We start from the raw sequence: 19,112 nt of genomic DNA, 5'->3' as shown, positions 1-19,112 counted from the left end.
AAATCCGGGGCCAGTAAATCGGTCGAGCCTCTGGCTCTTGGTTGTTGGTTTTGTTTCGGCGTTTTATGCTCCCAGCGCTTTTTTCGCGTATTCTACGCATTTGGCGGTTTCTTTTAGCGGATCGGAGCCGGCAGGGATTTCGTATTCCAGCTCGATGGTCGCGGGGAATTTATATTTTTTGGCACGCATTAGTTCCAGGGCTGCAACGATCGGGGTATCTCCGGTGCCCCAGGGAACATTCTGGCCGCCGTGCTCTTTGTTTTTACGGTCTTTGACGTGCATGCTTACAATGTGGTCATGCTTGCTTTCGATGAGCGGGATCGGATCAAAACCTGCTGCAACATAATGTCCCATATCGAAATTCATCGCATTGTATTTCGATTGCTCCAAAGCGGTATCCCACCAGGTGGCCGTCTGCTGCAAATGTCCGTGGTAACCCACATATACCTTGTTTTTCGCCGCAATGTCGCCCAATCTTTTGGTTTGCGCCGGATCGTTTGGTTGCTCCACGGTCGCCTGGTTCGCACCCAATGCTTTCGCTGCACGGAAAGCGTAGTCCACTTCTGCGTCGGTACTGTTAGCATTTAATGCATTCGGCTTGTAAGCGTAAATGCTCACGCCGGCATCATTATACATTTTTTTCAGCTGCACAAATTTGTCCATGGAAACCTTCGAGCGCCAATCCGCCATTTTGGTCTGGTATTCTTTCATGGCTGCTTTTTGCTCGTCCGTCATTTCCGGACGCTGACCATTTGCTCCTGGCGCCATGCTCGGGCGTGGCGGTGCTTCGGGTGCGCCGGCAAAAGATTCTCCGGTCGGCCCCATAAGCTCGATCGCGCTGATGTTACATTCAATGCAGTATTTCAAAATGTCCTCGGCACTGCCCGGAAGGCTCCGCCACGAGTAAGTAATAGCACCCACCTGCACGCCATTGAACATCGAATTGGGCTTGCCGAATTTTTTGATATAGGCAGGCGCACCGAAAACCGGCACTTTTACCAGCGCAAAACCGGCAGCGGCCAGCGCGGAGGTACCCAGAAACTTGCGTCTTGAAATGTCCTGATCTTCCATTATAGTTAGAGTTTTATTTGAGTGCTTAATAGTACCGGCCTACATATTTATTTTCGACAATCAGCTTCTTCATTTTCGCCGGATTGATCGGCCCCTGCGCTGAGTAAACGATCTTTCCACCTGGTTCTACCACCAAAGTATACGGCAAAGCGCCCTGCCATTTCGGATCCACCGCCTCGATGAGCTTGTATTTGTCTTCCACATTAAAAATGTAGTTTTTATTGGAAGCAAACTTGCCTTGCAAAAACTTCAGTGCTTTCGGTTTTTTGTCGGGGCTATCGGCACTGATTGAAATAAATTCAAAATCGCGGCCGCGGTACATGTGGTGCATGGTCATGAAATCCGGAAATTCGGTCACGCAAGGCCCGCACCAGGTTGCCCAGACATTAATCAACCTCAGCTTGTCTGACTTATTCTGAATCAGTTCTTTAATGCCTGCTTCATCGATCGTTTCCAGACTTACCGGCTCCTTTGCCCAGCCTGCCTGCTCATCCTGCGCACCATGTTCCTTGGAAATCCATTTCATCGAGCAGCCGAATGTTTTGGTCGTCGGTACCGGCACCGGCTTTCCGGCCAGCATGGCGTCGAGCGCATTTCTTGCGTCTTTGTTTTTGGGCGTACCGGTCGGTTTTTCCACGTCGTCAATGCGACCATTGTATTGGAGTTTCCGGGCTTTGTCAAAAATGAAAATGTGCGGTGTAGCGACCGGGCCGTAGAGATTGGCGATTTTCTGATCGTCGCCATCGTAGAGATAAGGAAAATTGTAGCCCATATCTTTTGCGCGCAACTTCATTTCAGCGTAAGTATCGCTCATATCGGTGTAGCCCAGCTCGTCAAGACGGATCGCCTTCGGATCATTGGAAGAAATCACGACAACTGCTACTTTTTTGGCTTTATAATCAGAAGTAATGTCCTTAATCCGCTGCTCGTAAGCCTGCGCGGTCGGGCAATGATTGCAGGAAAAGACGATTGCAAGAATGTCGGCTCCGGCAAAAGATTTTAATGTATATCGCTTACCATCAATGCCCAGCAAATTGAAATCCGGCGCGGAAGCGCCAATTTTTAATGTGGCCGGCTGCTCCGCGTGAGGCTTGGCGGCCTGCAATGCAAAAACCAAAAGAACAATGAAAACCTTGTAAACAGCGCGCATAGGATTTGCTTTATTTATTCGATAATATACAAAAGCCAAAAGGCTATTCACTGCAATTAATTACTGATTTAGTACTACTTTTTAGGCATATCCACTTGCTTGCTGGTTTTCAGGTAGGCGATCAGCTCGGTAACTTCCTTATCCGACAGGTTTTCCAAAAGCCCTGTCGGCATCATCGAAGCCGCATTTACTTCCCTGGTTTGAATGTCCGATTTGTTCACCACCACCGCATCCTGCCCGACCACCCGCAAAGTCAGCTGGCGCTCCGTCTCTTTGGCAATGTTACCAACGTAAGTCCGGCCGTCGCGCATCGTCACAACCACCATTTTATAATCGTCCTGGATCTCGCCGCTGGGGTCGAGAATGTTGCCTAAAAGATAATCCAGGTTGGCACGGTTGGAACCCGTCAGTTCAGGACCGATAATGCCACCTTCACCATAAAGCTTATGACAAGGCGCGCAGGTTTTTTGGAAAACCATTCTTCCCTGCACCTTACTCGCATCCGCTACCGATTTGTCTGTCAAAAGATTACGGTATTTTTTATAGGCCTTTTCATCAAAGGCGACATGATCAATCGGCCCCCAAACTTCCACAAAGCCGCTGCCTACCACCCGCCGCAACTGACGCGCCACATAAGTCGGTACCTCTTTTTTCGGAACAACATTCTTGGAAATCGCCTGCGTAAGCAGCCAGCCCGATTTTGGCCGGGAAGCCAATGTTTGCACTGCTTCTGATTTCTCGGCAGCATTCAGTTTGGGATATTTTTCAATGATCGACTTGGCTAATGTCTCATCGTCAAAAGCGGCTACACTTCGGATTGCATCGAGGCGTAAAGCATTGTCGTCCAGTAATGCTGGCAGCTCAGCGAGTAGCTCCTTCCGCTGGCGGCTGGTTAAAGATTGCAATGCTTTTTTCCGCTGATCGACAGGCGCGTTTTTGTTTTTTAATGTAGCTAAATCTGTTTTCGCAGCCTCGGTATCGCCGAATAACCGGCTTACCTCGGTGGCTAATGTGGCAGTTTGCTTGTCAGCTTGTTTGAGTTTGATAAAAACCGCATTCCAGTTCGCAGGGGTTTTAATGTCAGTTCTCCCCTCCAAACCATCGCGCATGCCTTCCAATAAATTCACCCGGTTCATAGTCGCTTTCCCGATCGCAGCCACCAATGTTTCAAACTGATCGGCATCGGAAGCGCGGCGCGCGATGAAATTGGTGACCATCGGAATTTTACTTTTTTGTGCCAATTCGAGTGCTTTTGCAGCATCTTCCTTCACCAGCGCCTCAATCCCAAACCAGATCATTTTCGGCAAATTATGGTCAGCAGCGTCCTCGGCATGCGTTACCAAACCATCCGCAACGCTCCATTTTGAAGCACTTCCCAATCTTTGCAAAGCAGAAGCCAGGTACAATCGCACCACCGCAGATTTATCTTCAACCGCCATTTTATTAAAACTCGCCAGCACTTCCGCCGAAGGTTTTCCATCCTCGCAAAGAAATTGCACCGCCCACGCGCGGACATAAGGATCATTATCTGTAAGTGATTTTTGCCAGAGCGCTGCATCGGGATTCACAGCATTCAGCGCCCACATCGCCCGCAATCGAAAATCTGCATTGGTCTCCGATTTGAACATGGTGCCCAACTTTGCCAAGGCGGGCTCGGAGATTTTGCCTTTCGTCGCTCTATTTTGCAAGATTATTCGGGCACGACGCGCATGCCACTCACTTTTGCTGGTTTGCAAATCCACCAGTTCCAGGTCAGACATTTTATTCAAATCAGCGTATCTGCCCGTCCAGTTTTCGGCCAGCGAATTTTTAGGCATAACCCTGAAAATTCGGCCGGTTTCGGAGTTCAATACGTCCGATCCGCAAATGTCCGCATCGTGCCAGTCGAGCACATACATAGCCCCTTCCGGCCCGATTTCCATGCTGAAACCCACCCACTGGGCATTATTTGCCATCAGAAAATCATCGGAATGTTTGCCCACAAAACCCGAACCTTTCGGCACCAGCTCGTCCGACAAAATGCCGTGCTCGTGAATGTTGGCCATGAAAATTTTACCGCGCTCTGTCTGCGGAAAAGCGTCGGACAAATAGATCCGCGCCCCGCCATGCGCCGAGCGGTGGCTGTGATCGGCGATTGTTTTGATATCATTATACACGTACGGATTGAAATGCTGGCCGCCCTGCCGGTGATAAATACCGCCGGGAATGACGTGCCACAAATGCGGGATCACGCAAGCCGTGATGAACATTTGCCCTTTTGCGTCAAAATCCACACCCCACGGATTGCTGAAACCATGCGCCACCACTTCAAATTTATTTTTGGTCGGATGATACCGCCAGACGCCACCGTTGATATCCACCCCATCTTCCACCTGAATGTTATCGGGAAATGGATCATTGTGTTTGTAAAGTTTTCCTTTCCCCATAGGCTTGCCCACTTTTGAGGGTGTCGCAAAACCTTGTAAACCATATAGCCAACCGTCTGGCCCCCAGTGAAAACTGTTCAATGTTTCATGCCGGTCGCGAATGCCCCAGCCGGTCAGACGTACTTCAATGTCGTCCATATCTGCCTTGTCGTCACCATTTTTATCCGGGACAAAAAGCAAATTCGGCGGCGCGCCTACAAATACGCCGTCAAAACCGACAGCAATGGCGGACGGGAATGCCAGGCCTTCCATGAAAACCTTTTTGGTATCCGCTACCCCATCGTGATCCGTGTCTTCCAAAATTAAAATGCGGCTGGTACCGGCATTGGAAAAACCTTTCCCGCGCGATTCGTAATCCTTATTTTCAGCAATCCACATCCTGCCGCGGTCGTCCCAGCAAAATGCCATCGGCTGGGTCATCATCGGCTCAGAGGCGTACGCATTTACAAGGTATCCGTCCTTCACAGTCATCGCCGCCACGGCTTCCTGCGCACTCAGAAATTTCGCTTCCCTACCCTCTTTCTGCGCCAGTGCCCACAATGCCGTACTGTTATACTGACCTGTGTTTCCGATAAATTCTCCGAATGTTTTATTTAGCGCAACATCTTTGAAATCACCCGTATAGACCACCAGCTCATGTTTGATGACTTCTGTTTCGCCTTTCTTAATGTGCCAATCACCCTTTCTTGCACGCGCCGGTCCTGCGCCCAGCTGCCCATCGACGCGCCAGGTTTGCGGGTAACCTTTATTTTCAGGATGATCTAAAATCGCAATGTGCGCGAGGTCATTTCGTCCCGAAACCTGCATCCCAATGTCCACCCACATCGCAGCCTGACCCTCCGCTTTTTCATTTTTTTGCCGCGCCGCATTCACCACTTCTCCCTTGATACCTTCTTTCCACGGCATGCGCACAAACAGTCCGCCGTAATCATATTTCCCGATCGTCACATCCGTTTGCGCCTCGCCATTCCATTCCAGATCAAGGAGATACTGCCCATTTTTTTGCCGCATCGACCAGTTTTGCGTTTCCGTCAGAACAGCAGTACCTGTCGAATCGAGCAGGTTGTAAACGGTCTGCCACTTCACTTCCGCCCCTTTTGCCTGGACGACTTTGGCCGAAACCTTTTTCCAGTAACCATCAGAAGGATGATGAAAATAATCGCGACCGTTAACCCGGGTGTAACCCCAGTAAATGCCGGTCTGGTGTTTGTGGTGACCGGGGCTGTACTCGGTCAACACACCTTTGCCGTCGGGCGCGATGATGGGATGCAGAAAAGGACGAAAATCGGCTTTTGCATTTTGTACCAGAATCGGTTTGGTTTCGCTACCCCTGAAAATGCTGATGGTCTCTGCCGATTCATTCTGCACCGCCCGCAGCTGCACTTCCGGCGGGGTCTGAATGGTGACTTGCTCTTTCGGCGTGACAAAATGGTAACCGAAGTTGAGCAGCAGGAAAATAAAAAGTAGTGGGGCAGATCTTACAAATCCCATATCAAAAGCAGCTGTTAATGTTCTGGTGGCGAATAAATTGTTCGATTTTACTTGGCTAGCATAAGCAGAAAAAGCCCGGGAATTACTCAAAAAAGTGGTTTATCCGCATAGATAAGGCCATATCAAGTTGGAATTTTCAAGGGTATTTTGTTAATTTCAAATTACTGCCTGCCTGTAAAAGCTGTCGTCATGACCTTCATCAAACTGCTGTTTCTCTTCATTCTGATCACCTTAATGCAGCACCACGGCATCATTAACCGGACCGGGAAAAAGGAAGGAGCAAGTTTGAAAAACCGTGTGTTACCAGACAGTAACCTCTCCGGTCAGAAACTGGTAGAGGGGACCTGGCGGTTGGTGGGCGTCAGCAAAGACGAGTCAGCATTAATTTTTCCGTACCGAGACCGCGAACGTGCGGGTTCCGGTGACAGCAAAGAAATGCTCTTTTCGTTTTTCCAGGACAGTACCTTCACGCAAATCGGGACAAAAGGTGAGTACGTACCCGGCCGCTGGGCTTTTGATGATAAAACGCAATCGGTATTTTTCACTCAGGGCAGGAATACGCAGGAAATACCGCTGTCATTCGATAAAGCGGCAAATGGGATGCGTTTTATGAGCATTGAACTCAATAATTTGCAGGTACTATCCCTTGCTGAAAACGGGAAACCGGTTTTGAAGTACGAAGATGACCCGTTTTATTATACCCAAAATAAATGGCGCACAAAACCCACGCAGCCGGAAAGTAAAAAACAGATCAAGCTGCGATTGCTCAACTACATTCTTCATACCGCGCAAGTCCTAAAAGCAGCCCAGATCCGGAAGCAAAGGCAGGTTTCGCTGGAATTTTCGCAGGGAATTATTCAGCTGTATAATGTTGGGATTGGTATTGTAAAAAAAGACAAAATTCCGGCGACGTGGGTCGATAGCTTTTATTCCCACGAGGATGCGATGAAAGCCTACGACATTTTTGAAGATTACCTGATCACCGCTCGGCACAAGAAATTCAATACCGGAAAATGGGTGCAGGATGACTATAACATCCTGATCGACATTCATAACGGCCTGATAAAAAGGAAGTAACCATCTAAACATTCCGCTGCTCCTCTTGCATCATCTGTTCTAAATCCCGCTCGGTGTTTCTGGAAATCGAAATTCCCTGAGTATCTGTCTGCTCGGCCGTATGGATCAGATCGGTGTTGATCATCGTGATTCCAGCTTTTTGCAGGATCGGGAAAGCATCCATACTTGTTTTGTTGAGTTTGGGGAAGCCGTGGTTTTCGGAGTATGCGATGAAATTCACGTCGTGGTATTCGAGGAAATTGCGCAGCGCTGCCAGCTTGTTCCCGTAGAAAAAATCAATGCGGATACTGATCAGTTTCTCGGAATAACCGTCTTTCAAGACTTTGCAGTCCGACCAGAAATCTTCCGAAACCAGCTCATATTCCTTGTCACGCGTATTTGAAAAAAGCAGATCCTGAATATCGTCCGCGATGTGAAAGAAATGGGTAAAAACAATTTTCACATCTTCATCCATATTCCGCACGATCGACTCGGAGGTCAGGATCGACTCGTGGCTGAAATCGGATGGAATCATAATCGTCTTCATGTCGTCTATCGGTTTGAATAACAATGTCTTTGGCAAAACTTAGAACAATGCAATGTTACCGCAGCAAGGTTAGGACGCGCTAAGAGCTAGATTATAATGTGGTGTGAGGGAAATTAGAACGGGATAAGAATGTTAAAAACGAATTAGAAAGCTCGGAATGGCAGAAAAGTCGTGAAACGGGTGCCCGCTCCTACCCGACTTACCACTTCCACCTTCCCCTGGTGCAGGCGCACAATATTGTGGGCCAGGGGCAGCCCGATGCCGTATCCTTTATAGCGCTCGGTATTGGAAGCGCGGAAAAATGGCACAAATATTTGCCCGATCTCCCGCTCGGGAATCCCGATTCCTTCGTCCCTAATTTCCACAATGGCGTAAGTCCCGTCTGCCCGGATAATGATTTCCACAGGTTTGTTATCCGAATATTTGCAGCTGTTTAAAACAATGTTGGTAAAAGCCGCCGTCAGCAGCGTTTTGTTTCCAACGACAATCAGTTTCCGGTCATCTTCGGGCAGGCTGTCAAAATTGATACCGACTTTATTATCCGCGATAATTTTATCAACCGCTTCTTTCACGGAAAGGATCAACTCGTCGATCCGGATATCATTCCACTCTTCTTTTTTACCGTCAAAACCCGTCTGCGCCAGACTTAACATGCTGCTGGCGAGATGTTCCAGCTTTTCCGATTCCTGGTAAATGTTGCGGAAAGACACCAGCGCATTTTCGGGGATTCCGGGCGTCCGAAGTCCCAGTTCCGCCTCGCCGCTGATGACGGTGAGCGGTGTTTTAAATTCATGAGAAGCATTGCTCACGAAATTATTCTGCATCTCAAAAGTGATTTCAAGCCGGTCGAGCATTTCGTTGAAAGTCCTGGAAAGTGCCTCCACGTCATCATTACTATCGTCGATCGCAAGTCGCTGATGGAGGTTTAATGCATTGATTCCCTTCACATTACGAATAATCCGGCGGATCGGTTTAAAAACTTCTTCGGAAAAAAGTTTTCCAAAAGTGAATACAAAAACCATCGCGATGAGAAAACCTATGATTAACAGCTTTCGCAGCTCCGCCATTTCTTCCAGACCATATAAATCGACCGCCGAAGAAATCACAATCAGCTCTTTACCAGCTTTTTCAATTTGCACGGCGACGTAAGAAGTGTCATTTTGATAAAACCGGACAGGCACCGCTTTGTTGATTTCACTGTAAAATGAAGCGGGCATCGGGAAAATTTTACGCTCCTTTTCGTCCGGTAAGTCGGCGGAAATGGTGTGCTTTTCAAAAGGCAAGTCGCCAAGGTGCCGCTCTTTGATTTCGTAATAAACGGAAGTGCGGTATTTGTTCTCTTCCAAAGCCGCGTGGCCCACAATGTCGGCCCGGACTTCCAACCGGTGGAAAAAGCTTGCGGAAATACTTTCAGAAGTGAAAATATAGATGAATACGCTCAGCGCCAGAATGATACCTGCGGTGAGCGCCATGAAAAGCAGCGTGATCTTATTTTGGATCTTCATACACCTGCCGGATCACATATCCCATCCCGAAAACCGTGTGGATCAACTTGATAGGATGGTTTTTATCGATTTTCTTCCTCAGGTAATTGATATATACATCCACCACATTCGTCCCGAGATTGAAATTAATGTCCCAGACATTTTCCAGGATTTCCATGCGGTTTAAAACCCGGTTGGTATTAGAAAGCAGGTATTCTAGCAGCCGGAATTCCGTGGCGGTGAGCTCAATGTTCTGGTTATCACGACGGACAGTTTTTGTGATTTTGTCTAAAACCAGATCGCCGATGATCAGCAAGCCTTCGATCCGCTCCTTTTCCGGTTCCTTGCCGCGGCGGGTCAATGTCCGCAGCCGCGCTTCCAGTTCCGCCAGTTTGAAAGGTTTTGTCATGTAGTCGTCGGCGCCTGCATCGAGACCGGAGACGATATTTTCCGTTGTACCTAAGGCAGTTAGCATTAAAATCGGCGTCGTAATTTGCGCAGTCCTGATCCGCCGGCAAACTTCCATCCCATTGATAACAGGCAACATTAAGTCGAGGATAATAATGTCAAACGAATGCTGCAAAGCCATCTGCAGGCCCGACTGCCCGTCCATCGCCACAGTAATTTCGTGCCCCGAAGCATTCAGGCTGCGCTGTATGACAGAAATTACGCTGGGTTCGTCTTCGATGAGCAGGAGCTTCATAATGTTGTTTGTTGCCGGCTCCAAATATAGGATGTCGGCTTGAAGTATGGCTTGCTCCGGCAACAAAAAAAGGGGAGAATAAAATTCTCCCCTTTTTGAAGATTACGGTAACTAATTACTTCGTGGTGTTGCTTTTCAATTGCAGACCTACGATTGCTGCTTTCTGTGCAGCAGTGTGCTTATTGGTGTCAACGGTCGATTTTGCAGCCTGTGGTGCAGGGCTGTCCAAAACTGGAAGCGATGCTGGCAAGGCACTGCTCAAAACGGTAACTCTTGCTTTTTCTTCAAATTTATATGTAGAATTCTCAGCGTTGGCATAAGTTGCGATAGTCATGGCCATCATGGCGGCTACTATCATTGATTTTGCATTTTTCATTGTTAATAGTGTTTACGTTTTTTCTTTTCTTTTTGTCTTAATTTCTTGTACAAAGATACTACAATATTCTGAATACAAACGTTCAGGGCAGATTACACCAAAAGAATATTCGGCCAAAATCAATAAAAAACCAGAAAATGCAGGGCAAGATAGCTCAACAATTATGGTACTATTTCAATATTGTAAATCTAAAAGTCACTGATTTTTTAAAAATTGTGACTAAAAACATTCTGTATGGAGGGCCACTAACAAAGTTTCGTACTGCCCCTAAAAAAAGTCGTTAGTTAAATTTGGCATAAATGACATTAAGTAAAATTTTATTCGGAGTGGATTTAACCAATGCGCCATTTTGCCAAATAATTGCAGGAAAAAAGCCGTAATTGGAGAAAATATTTTCGAAAATTTTTTCAAATCAGGGCAGGAAATGATTGAACGGTAGGTTTTACCGATTGAACGGAGGTAAAAATCGGCCGGTTTCGGAGCTACATCGCCATTTTCTGGCGTGACATTTGTGTGCCATTATTTTTTCACGAACCTCACACCAGCTATGAATCAAATCGCGGGCTGGTTGGTTTTAAATGAACCATCTTAATTAAATCATCATGGCAAACACAACAGAAAATACGTCCACATTCAAAATTGGCGGCGATATTGAAATAAACAGACTGGGCTACGGCGGAATGCAGCTGACCGGCCGCGGCGTGTGGGGCGATGCGCCCGATCGCGAAACAGCCAAGAAAGTATTGCAGGCAGCCGTCGAAGCAGGTGTGAATTTCATTGATACTGCTGACTCTTACGGTCCGCATACAAACGAAGTGCTGATCGCTGACGCGTTGCATCCTTATCCCCAAAATTTACTGATCGCCACAAAAGGTGGCCTGGAACGCACAGGACCCAATCAGTGGCCGGTAAATGGTGATCCCAAACATATCAAAGAAGCAATTGAAGGTAGCTTGCAGCGACTCAAACTGGACGTGATCGACCTTTGGCAGCTGCACCGTTTTGACACCCGCTTTCCTGTTGAGGAAACACTGGGGCCGGTCGTAGATGCTGTGAAAGCTGGGAAAATCCGCCACGTCGGTTTATCGGAAGTGGATGTGGAGCAGATCGAGCGGGCCGAAAAAGTGGTGCCGATTGTGTCTGTACAAAACCTTTATAACCTGGGAAACAGACAGTGGGAAAATGTGCTGGACTACACGGAGCAGCGCGGCATGGCCTTTATCCCCTGGTTCCCACTGGCTTCGGGACCGGATAAAATGAAAAGCAAGATCGACAACATTGCCAAAAAACATGGCGCTACCACTGCGCAAATCGCGCTTGCATGGCTTTTGAAGAGAGCTTCCAACATTCTGCTGATTCCCGGCACCAGCTCATTGAAACATTTGGAAGAAAATCTGGCCGCAGGTGATATTCAGTTATCTGACGAAGATTTTGCAGCACTTTCGGAGTAGCATGCGAATTATTAGAGCGAATATATTAACCTATGAACATAAATTGCCCCCGACGCTGAAAAGCACCGGGGGCGATTTTTTTGTCAACTAGCTCAATACTGACACATTCTGCGCATTCTTCTGCGCTTTCAATGCCAGCTCCGTAGCCAGGAAACAATGTTCCTGCGACATCGCGGTTTCAGTCCGGTTCAATACATCGTCGACCAGTTGGCGACCATAAGGCAATTCAACCTTGCTGCAATCGACATAAGTTGTTTCTTTATTATTAACCAGGAAAAGGTGGTTACCGCCATCACGGCCGCCGATGTCTACATTCTTGCGGATTTCAATAAAACCTTCGGTACCCAAAACGGTCAGACGACCATCGCCCCAGCTTTTCAGTCCATCCGGCGTGAACCAGTCGACGCGGATGTAACCTGCGCCGCCGTTTCCTCTTAGCATTGTATCACCAAAATCCTCGAATTTAGGATACTGCGGATGGTTAACATTACCCACCTGCGAGGCTACGACCTCCGCTTTTGTTGAATTGGTAAAAAACAAAAACTGGTCAAACTGGTGGGACGCAATGTCGCAAATGATACCGCCAAAACGCTTTTTGTCAAAAAACCACTCGGGACGCGTATTGAGGCTGATCCGGTGCGGCCCAAGTCCGATCGTCTGGATCACTTTTCCGATCGCGCCTTCTTTTACTAGTTCTCCTGCTTTGATCGTCGCGCGGTTTTCGAGGCGCTCGCTGTACATAATAGAATAGATGCGTTTGGTTTCTTTCTGCACCTTGCGGACTTGCGCCAGTTGTTCCAAAGTTGTAATTCCTGGTTTGTCCACCATATAATCCTTGCCGGCCTTCATCACGCGGACACCCAGCGGCGCGCGCTCGTCGGGGATACCAGAACTCAAAACCAGCTGAATGCTTTTATCATCCAGGATTTCCGCTTCGCTTTGGGCTTGTTTCGCCTGGGGGTATCTTTTAGCAAATGCGCTCGCCAGGTCCGCTTCTTTAGCATAAAACGAAACCAGCTCGCCGCCGCCGCGCGTCACCGCTTCTACCTGACCATAAATGTGTCCGTGGTTGATCCCGATGACGGAAAATTTAATGCGCGAGGCCATAGGCGTTTGAGGCTTATCTTCAACATTTACAGGCTTTTCCGCGGCCAGCACTTCCTGTGCTAATGTAGGGATCATCATCAGGCTGGCGGCAGTATTGACCGAATTTCTCAGGAATTGGCGACGGTTATCGAGTTCTTTCATTGCTGGGATTGGAATGTTTGGATTATGGGTAAAAGCACATTTCCGGAAGATTTAATGTACCGCCAACATGGACAGCGTTACGCCCTTCTTTCCCTTACAAAAAAAAAAAATTCCTGATACTTACTTGTTTCCGACGGAGATACCGAATGTAATCCGCGAATCATTCCGCTTTCTCGTCGCTTCCACCACACTCTCGAAAGAGTTTTCAAAGCTCGTCCGCAACGTAATCCATTTATTCAGCGGCAACTCCACCGACATGATCGTATTCCAGCGCACATTGGAAATGTCATTCAATGCTGGCTGGATAAATGTTAAATGGTTAAACCGGATCTTATCATTCAAAAGTGAATGTTTACCCTTGATCCTGAAAGAATTACGGATCGTCATCACCGTGGCGATTTCCTGGAAGTTGGTCGATTCATATAAAATCGCATTGGTCAGGCTCAGGTCGTTCGTTTTGTTTTTGAGCAGCCGGTAACCGATACCTGCTCCCGCCATCTGCCGGAGATCAATCTTACGTAAGTTACTCGTTTCCAAAGCACCTAACCCGAAAACGTAAGTCCTCCGCTTTTTAAAAATATCTACAAAAAGGTCTCCGTAAGAATCTCTTTCGGCGAGAATGCCATTTTGTTTACCATAAGTAAACCGCGGATTGGTGGAAATGTTGATCACCGGGCCACTGAAAACCAGCTCGGCGCGGAAAACCATCAAAGTGCGGTTCACATTTCCCTTGGTAAAATTCCCGTCCCCATAAAAACGGTAGCGGATCGTATCGATTAAAACCTTTGGCTTCGGGACTGAGTCGGACTTAACCGAGTCAGGTTTGATGGCGCCGCTCCTGACGGAATCTGTTGTGACCTTGTCCGGTTTGGCGGTGGTTACTGAATCTGCCGGAAGGATTTTCGGGCCTTCCGGGGCTGTTTCCTGGGCAAAAACCCGGGAGCAAAAAAGGACTAAAAAGAAAGCGGCAAGCTTTAAAAAACGGTGGCAAGTCGGATTTTTCATTACCGCCGGGCCGCAAAAGAATAATGCCAAAATGTTCTGATTTATCGGTTTTGACACTATTTCTCCAACTCTTTTACCTTCCCGAGGCGGCGCATGTGCCTTTCTTCACCGGTAAATTCAGCCTTTAAAAATGACTCGACCAGCTCCTTCGCGGCCATATTTCCCGTCACCCTGCCGCCGAGGCACAACAAATTCAGGTCATCATCTTCCACGCCCTGATGCGCCGAAAAATGATCATTAATCAATGCCGCACGCACACCGGTGACCTTATTTGCCGCCACGGAAGCGCCTACCCCGCTGCCACATACGGCAATGCCGCGGTCGAGTTCTTTGGATGCGACCGCCTGAGCCAGAGGAATTACGAAATCGGGATAATCATCCTTGCTATCGAGCAGGTAGGCGCCGAAATCCGTAATGTGGTGACCTTGCTCAGTCAGTATATTTTTCAAAAATTCTTTCAGCTCGTATCCGCCGTGGTCTGCTGCCAGTCCGATTTCCATGGTAAAATAAGGTTAAGATGTACATAAAGCCGGGAGGCGAGGATGCCCTCCACGGCGGTAATTTCGTTATTTTTAACAAAATTCGCCGCATGAGAAAAGATGAAACTGCCGGGACCGCAAGCCCAAGCCTGCACAATTTTACGTTTCCGGACTTCAACATATCTGACCTGACGACCACACACATTTTACAAAATAGTGCGGAACTGCCTTCCACAGAGCGGCGCGGCTTTTTCGACATTCAACCTTATGAAGTAGACGTCAATTACGCCGCATTTCGCATCGCGGGTGCTGCTGCTGAGCCTTTTAAGGTGGTTGTAAAACAAAATGAGCAGCACGTAAATCTATATTGCTCTTGCGCCACGCCTAAAAAAAATCTTTGCGAGCATCAGATCCAGGTTTTGTATAACCTGATGCGGAATAAGGATTTACGTGCCTTTTTTGATAAAAAGCTGCGTTTGGAGAAAATCCGGCCGGTAGCGGTGGATTATGGCCTGGAAAATGAGCCCGATCCGGACATATATTTTCAAATGTCGCTGTCCAATAAAGAGCTGGTGATCAGGCCAAAGCAGAAAGAAATGATCCCGGTGAGCCCGAGTTTTGTAACGCAACTGGCGGAGCAGCTGGCAGCCAAACCTACCTTGCAGTTGCCTGGCGCGAAATCTGCGGATGATAAGTTAAAAATCATCGCCGTTTTTGGTATTAATAAATATTACGAGCATTTCTTTATCGAGCTTTACGAGGCCTCGGTGACGGGAAATGGCAAGCTGAAAAACCCGCTGATACTGCTGAATCCGCTGGAAAAAATCTGGGGCTCAGAGGAAACTGCAATCATTAAATTTCACACGGCGGTATCTGCGTTTCAAAACAATTTCAGGAAAAAGAAAACGGAGACAGACATTGCGGGATTGAAATCAATCCTTAAAAATCCGCTGGAAATCGACTTTTATTACCACGACAGCGGCTTTTCCGAGAATGTGAGCGCGGCCTCGCTGATACCCGTCCGGCTGGAACAGTCGCCGATCGATATGCAGCTGCACATTGACCGCAAGGAGCAGTTTTACCACATTTCCGGCTACCTCATCCTCGACGGCATTTACCTCGACCTGGAAAAGGTGCAGATGCGCTACGACTATTTCGTGCTATACCAAAGCTCTCTTTATCTTATTGACAGGGAGGACATTTTAAATGCAGTTTCGTTTTTTAAGCAACACAACCAGAAGATCATCATCCACGAATCCAAGTTTGAGGAATTCAGGCAAAATGTGCTTGCGAAGATCGAGAACCGGATCGGGATCATTTATTCTTACCTGAAACCCGCCACTGAGCAGCAGAAAGAAGAGCAGGGTTTTGATAACGAAATCGGAAAGATCATTTACCTGGAAGATTTCGGGCAATATGTGCTGATCACGCCGGTCGTGAAGTATGGAAAAGTGGAGGTTGCGCTGTTTTCAAGGAAGGAAATTTACTCAGTGGATAGTCACGGAAATCCTTTCACAGTGGCGCGTGACAATGATCTGGAAAACCGATTCGGCGCCGCTATAATTCGCCAACATCCTGATTTTGAGGAGCAGCTCGGCAAAAATTTCTTTTATCTCCATAAAAATCAGTTTCTCGATGAAAACTGGTTTCTCGATGTTTTTGACGAGTGGCAGGAACAGGGAATCTCAATTCTCGGCTTTAATACGCTGACCAAAAATCGCGTGAACCTGCACAAGGCAAAGGTTTCGGTACATGTAATCAGCGGGATCAACTGGTTCAACACCACAGCAAATGTGAAGTTCGGCAAGCAAAATGTGACGCTGAAAAATTTGCATAAGGCGGTCAAAAACCGGAATAAATATGTCGAGCTTGGCGATGGTACGCTGGGAATTTTGCCTGAAAACTGGATTGAAAAGTTTGCCAAATTCTTTGAGGCAGGGGAAATCGTGGAAGAAACGATCCGCACGCCGAAAGTGAATTTTATCTCGGTCAGCGAAATGTACGACGAGGAATTGCTGGACCGGGAAGTTCGTGAGCAGATCGCATTTTACCGTACCAAGTTTGAAAGTTTCGATACCATTCCGTCTGTCGCTGAACCGGTTACCTTGAAAGCCACCTTACGCGATTACCAGAAACAAGGACTTAACTGGCTCAACTTCCTCGACGATTTCAACTTCGGCGGCTGCCTGGCGGATGATATGGGCCTGGGAAAAACGGTGCAGATCATCGCTTTCTTGTTATCCCAAAAAGAAAAGCACGGCAAGCAAACCAACCTGATTATCGTACCTACTTCGCTGATTTTCAACTGGCAGGACGAAATCAAGAAGTTTGCGCCCGACCTGGAAGTACTCACGATTTACGGCTCCGACCGCATCAAGGAAACCGGACGGTTTGATCACTTCGACATTGTGCTGACTTCCTACGGAACGTTGCTGATGGATGTCAATTATTTAAAAAAATACCATTTCAACTACATTATCCTCGACGAATCGCAGGCCATTAAAAACCCTGAATCTCAACGTTATAAGGCTGCACGGCTGCTGCAATCGCGGAACAAACTGGTGCTGACGGGTACACCAGTGGAGAACAATACATTCGATTTGTACGGTCAGCTATCATTTGCGTGTCCGGGACTATTGGGTAGCAAATTTCATTTCAAACATCATTTTTCCACGCCAATCGACCGGTTTAAAGAAAACGACCGCGCGAAAGAATTGCAGAAAAGGATTAACCCCTTCATTTTGCGGCGCACTAAAAAGCAGGTTGCGACTGAGCTGCCGGATAAAACCGAAATGGTGATCTACTGCGAAATGGGCGACGAGCAGCGGAAAGTTTATAATGCTTATGAACTGGAATTTTTCACATTCCTGAACACACGGAATGAGGTTGATATTGAGCGAAGTACGCTGCACGTCTTGCAGGGATTGACCAAGCTGCGCCAGATCTGTAACTCCCCTGCCCTGCTCAATGATGACGCTTTTTACGGCAACGCTTCTGCGAAAATCGACACCTTGTTGGAGCAGATCGAGATGAAATCGCCGCAACATAAGATCCTGGTTTTTAGTCAGTTTGTGACGATGCTGGATTTGATCAGACCGGAGTTGGAAAAACGCAACATTGGCTTTGAATATCTGACCGGACAGACGAAAGACCGGGCGGCAAAAGTGGAAAATTTCCAGAATAACCCGGATGTGCGCGTTTTCCTGATCAGCATGAAAGCGGGCGGTACAGGACTAAACCTCACCGAAGCCGATTACGTTTACATCATCGATCCGTGGTGGAACCCGGCGGTTGAAAATCAGGCGATTGACCGGAGTTACCGCATCGGGCAGAAGAAAAATGTGATCGCCGTGCGGCTCATTTGCCCGGATACGATAGAGGAAAAGATGATGGAATTGCAGGAATCGAAAAAAGACCTGGCTAATGATCTCGTGAAAACGGATACATCCATTTTGAAATCATTGACCAGGAGTGATTTGCTCGCGCTGGTTTCTAATCCAAGTCCTTACTGATCTCAGTCAGCAGATATTCCTTGGGATCGCTGAAATATTCCCAGAAGAATATCCCAGCTAATTTGTTCTTTTTGACATACTTACACTTATCCTTGATGGATTTTTCGTCTTCGTAAGTGATCAATGTCCGGGTACTTTCATTAAACAGATAAGGTGCGCGGGCCTTTTTGTCGTAGTATTTTTTATAACCATTCTGGTCTATCAATGTGTCTTTCAGCTTGGTGTAACCGCCTCCCTGCACGGCTTTGATACGTTTTTCACCCAAACCATTGTTTTTTATCGTTTCTGCTTCCCAGCCTTTTCCATAAAATGCAGCGCCGAGGCCGATTTTGTTAGCCGGTACGCCAGCAGCCATGAAATTTTTCACAGACCTGTCAGCCGAAGAGCCTTCCTCCACACCGTAATCGTACAAATTGGTGTGATGGCCGACTGTCCCGTTTTTGCCGCCGTAGTCGTACGTCATAATCAGAATGTAGTCGAGGTACTGCTGCGCGTCGCCCATTTCAGTGTTTTCTACAAAAGATTTGGAGCCGCCGACGGCAGTGGTTAGCAGGAATTTCCGGCCCTTTTCCTTTTCCAGCATGTTCAGCTCGTCACGCAAAGCCTTGAACATTAATGTGAAATTATGTTTATCCTCGGGCCGGTAAATATTGCCTTCCTCGCCGCGCATCGCAGGGTATTCCCAGTCGATATCCACGCCATCGAGGTTGTATTGGCGGATAATGTCGACGCTGGATTTGGCAAATTTTTGTCTGGAAGTTTCGGTCAGAACCGCGTCCGAAAAGTTTTCACTCCACGCCCAGCCGCCAATCGAAATGACAATTTTCAGGTCCGGGTTGATCAGTTTTAATGCATTTAATTTCCGGAAATTGATGGAGTCCGTCGCCAGATTGGTAAGCGTCGCCAAGCTATCCTTCACATTGACGAAGGCATAATTAATATGTGTCAGCTTATCGGCATCAATCTCCTCAGTTTTCACCAAACCCCGAAAACCGCCGACATAGGCATTCACAATGTATTTTTTCTTCGATTGCGCCTTTGCAAATTCGGGACTAGAAATGACTAGCGCGGCCACTGCCAGCAGAAGTAGACAGATTTTTTTCATAGGTCTGG

At 47.6% G+C, this 19,112-nt stretch carries 14 protein-coding genes; 3 read left to right on the top strand and 11 right to left on the bottom strand.

The annotated features are described in order from the left end of the window. Window positions 1–63 precede the first annotated feature (63 nt). The 3 genes from FEN17_RS03450 to FEN17_RS03440 form a co-directional block, all read right to left on the bottom strand. Window positions 64–1,071 (bottom strand): sugar phosphate isomerase/epimerase family protein, encoded by a 1,008-nt coding sequence (locus FEN17_RS03450; RefSeq protein ID WP_138363896.1) that lies wholly within the window; start codon window positions 1,069–1,071, stop codon window positions 64–66. 25 nt (window positions 1,072–1,096) lie between these two features. Then, a complete protein-coding gene (locus FEN17_RS03445) occupies window positions 1,097–2,221 on the bottom strand; it encodes a redoxin domain-containing protein (RefSeq protein WP_138363895.1) in 1,125 nt (374 codons plus the stop codon). A gap of 74 nt (window positions 2,222–2,295) precedes the next feature. Further along, window positions 2,296–6,138, bottom strand: a complete 3,843-nt coding sequence (locus FEN17_RS03440; RefSeq protein WP_138363894.1) for a PVC-type heme-binding CxxCH protein — start codon at window positions 6,136–6,138, stop codon at window positions 2,296–2,298. A 189-nt stretch (window positions 6,139–6,327) separates the two neighbouring features. Here FEN17_RS03440 and FEN17_RS03435 point away from each other — a divergent pair, with 189 nt between their 5' ends. Then, window positions 6,328–7,215: a hypothetical protein gene (locus FEN17_RS03435; RefSeq protein WP_138363893.1), complete on the top strand. Its 888-nt coding sequence runs from the start codon at window positions 6,328–6,330 to the stop codon at window positions 7,213–7,215. 4 nt (window positions 7,216–7,219) lie between these two features. On the opposite strand, the gene FEN17_RS03430 is transcribed toward FEN17_RS03435, so the two are convergent. From FEN17_RS03430 to FEN17_RS03415, 4 genes are all read right to left on the bottom strand, one after another. Then, window positions 7,220–7,741 (bottom strand): hypothetical protein, encoded by a 522-nt coding sequence (locus tag FEN17_RS03430; RefSeq protein ID WP_205748095.1) that lies wholly within the window; start codon window positions 7,739–7,741, stop codon window positions 7,220–7,222. A 143-nt stretch (window positions 7,742–7,884) separates the two neighbouring features. Continuing rightward, on the bottom strand, window positions 7,885–9,246 hold the full coding sequence (locus tag FEN17_RS03425) for a HAMP domain-containing sensor histidine kinase (RefSeq protein WP_138363892.1): 1,362 nt from the start codon (window positions 9,244–9,246) through the stop codon (window positions 7,885–7,887). Next, window positions 9,230–9,928 (bottom strand): response regulator transcription factor, encoded by a 699-nt coding sequence (locus tag FEN17_RS03420; protein ID WP_138363891.1) that lies wholly within the window; start codon window positions 9,926–9,928, stop codon window positions 9,230–9,232. Before FEN17_RS03420 ends, FEN17_RS03425 begins: the two co-directional genes overlap by 17 nt. Before the next feature lie 115 nt (window positions 9,929–10,043). Continuing rightward, complete coding sequence (locus FEN17_RS03415; RefSeq protein ID WP_138363890.1) at window positions 10,044–10,304, bottom strand: hypothetical protein; 261 nt, start codon at window positions 10,302–10,304, stop codon at window positions 10,044–10,046. 602 nt (window positions 10,305–10,906) lie between these two features. Here FEN17_RS03415 and FEN17_RS03410 point away from each other — a divergent pair. Next, on the top strand, window positions 10,907–11,755 hold the full coding sequence (locus FEN17_RS03410; RefSeq protein ID WP_138363889.1) for an aldo/keto reductase: 849 nt from the start codon (window positions 10,907–10,909) through the stop codon (window positions 11,753–11,755). Window positions 11,756–11,842: 87 nt separating this feature from the next. Here FEN17_RS03410 and FEN17_RS03405 read toward each other — a convergent pair whose 3' ends face one another. From FEN17_RS03405 to FEN17_RS03395, 3 genes are all read right to left on the bottom strand, one after another. Next, the gene (locus FEN17_RS03405) at window positions 11,843–13,003 is read right to left on the bottom strand and encodes a Gfo/Idh/MocA family protein (RefSeq protein WP_138363888.1); all 1,161 of its coding nucleotides are present in this window, start codon (window positions 13,001–13,003) and stop codon (window positions 11,843–11,845) included. A gap of 120 nt (window positions 13,004–13,123) precedes the next feature. Next, entirely contained in the window at window positions 13,124–14,065 is a 942-nt protein-coding gene (locus tag FEN17_RS03400; RefSeq protein ID WP_229208675.1) for a DUF481 domain-containing protein, read from the bottom strand. Continuing rightward, the gene (locus FEN17_RS03395) at window positions 14,065–14,508 is read right to left on the bottom strand and encodes an RpiB/LacA/LacB family sugar-phosphate isomerase (protein ID WP_138363887.1); all 444 of its coding nucleotides are present in this window, start codon (window positions 14,506–14,508) and stop codon (window positions 14,065–14,067) included. The genes FEN17_RS03400 and FEN17_RS03395 overlap by 1 nt, the downstream gene beginning before the upstream one ends. A gap of 89 nt (window positions 14,509–14,597) precedes the next feature. Here FEN17_RS03395 and FEN17_RS03390 point away from each other — a divergent pair, with 89 nt between their 5' ends. Then, complete coding sequence (locus tag FEN17_RS03390; protein WP_138363886.1) at window positions 14,598–17,999, top strand: DEAD/DEAH box helicase; 3,402 nt, start codon at window positions 14,598–14,600, stop codon at window positions 17,997–17,999. Here FEN17_RS03390 and FEN17_RS03385 read toward each other — a convergent pair. Continuing rightward, complete coding sequence (locus FEN17_RS03385) at window positions 17,980–19,104, bottom strand: glycoside hydrolase family 18 protein (RefSeq protein WP_138363885.1); 1,125 nt, start codon at window positions 19,102–19,104, stop codon at window positions 17,980–17,982. The two genes, FEN17_RS03390 and FEN17_RS03385, sit on opposite strands and share 20 nt — an antisense overlap. Window positions 19,105–19,112: the final 8 nt, after the last annotated feature.

It is taken from the genome of Dyadobacter luticola (assembly GCF_005860805.1).
Lineage (GTDB): Bacteria > Bacteroidota > Bacteroidia > Cytophagales > Spirosomataceae > Dyadobacter > Dyadobacter luticola.
Note: the sequence above shows the minus strand (reverse complement) of the source record. Positions and strands in the feature narration are given on the sequence as shown.

Bases quoted from the DNA above. Each gene is read 5' to 3' on its own strand.
- FEN17_RS03450 (WP_138363896.1), bottom strand. From the start codon at position 1,071: ATGGAAGATCAGGACATTTCAAGACGCAAGTTTCTGGGTACCTCCGCG.
- FEN17_RS03445 (WP_138363895.1), bottom strand. From the start codon at position 2,221: ATGCGCGCTGTTTACAAGGTTTTCATTGTTCTTTTGGTTTTTGCATTG.
- FEN17_RS03440 (WP_138363894.1), bottom strand. From the start codon at position 6,138: ATGGGATTTGTAAGATCTGCCCCACTACTTTTTATTTTCCTGCTGCTC.
- FEN17_RS03435 (WP_138363893.1), top strand. From the start codon at position 6,328: ATGACCTTCATCAAACTGCTGTTTCTCTTCATTCTGATCACCTTAATG.
- FEN17_RS03430 (WP_205748095.1), bottom strand. From the start codon at position 7,741: ATGAAGACGATTATGATTCCATCCGATTTCAGCCACGAGTCGATCCTG.
- FEN17_RS03425 (WP_138363892.1), bottom strand. From the start codon at position 9,246: ATGAAGATCCAAAATAAGATCACGCTGCTTTTCATGGCGCTCACCGCA.
- FEN17_RS03420 (WP_138363891.1), bottom strand. From the start codon at position 9,928: ATGAAGCTCCTGCTCATCGAAGACGAACCCAGCGTAATTTCTGTCATA.
- FEN17_RS03415 (WP_138363890.1), bottom strand. From the start codon at position 10,304: ATGAAAAATGCAAAATCAATGATAGTAGCCGCCATGATGGCCATGACT.
- FEN17_RS03410 (WP_138363889.1), top strand. From the start codon at position 10,907: ATGGCAAACACAACAGAAAATACGTCCACATTCAAAATTGGCGGCGAT.
- FEN17_RS03405 (WP_138363888.1), bottom strand. From the start codon at position 13,003: ATGAAAGAACTCGATAACCGTCGCCAATTCCTGAGAAATTCGGTCAAT.
- FEN17_RS03395 (WP_138363887.1), bottom strand. From the start codon at position 14,508: ATGGAAATCGGACTGGCAGCAGACCACGGCGGATACGAGCTGAAAGAA.
- FEN17_RS03390 (WP_138363886.1), top strand. From the start codon at position 14,598: ATGAGAAAAGATGAAACTGCCGGGACCGCAAGCCCAAGCCTGCACAAT.
- FEN17_RS03385 (WP_138363885.1), bottom strand. From the start codon at position 19,104: ATGAAAAAAATCTGTCTACTTCTGCTGGCAGTGGCCGCGCTAGTCATT.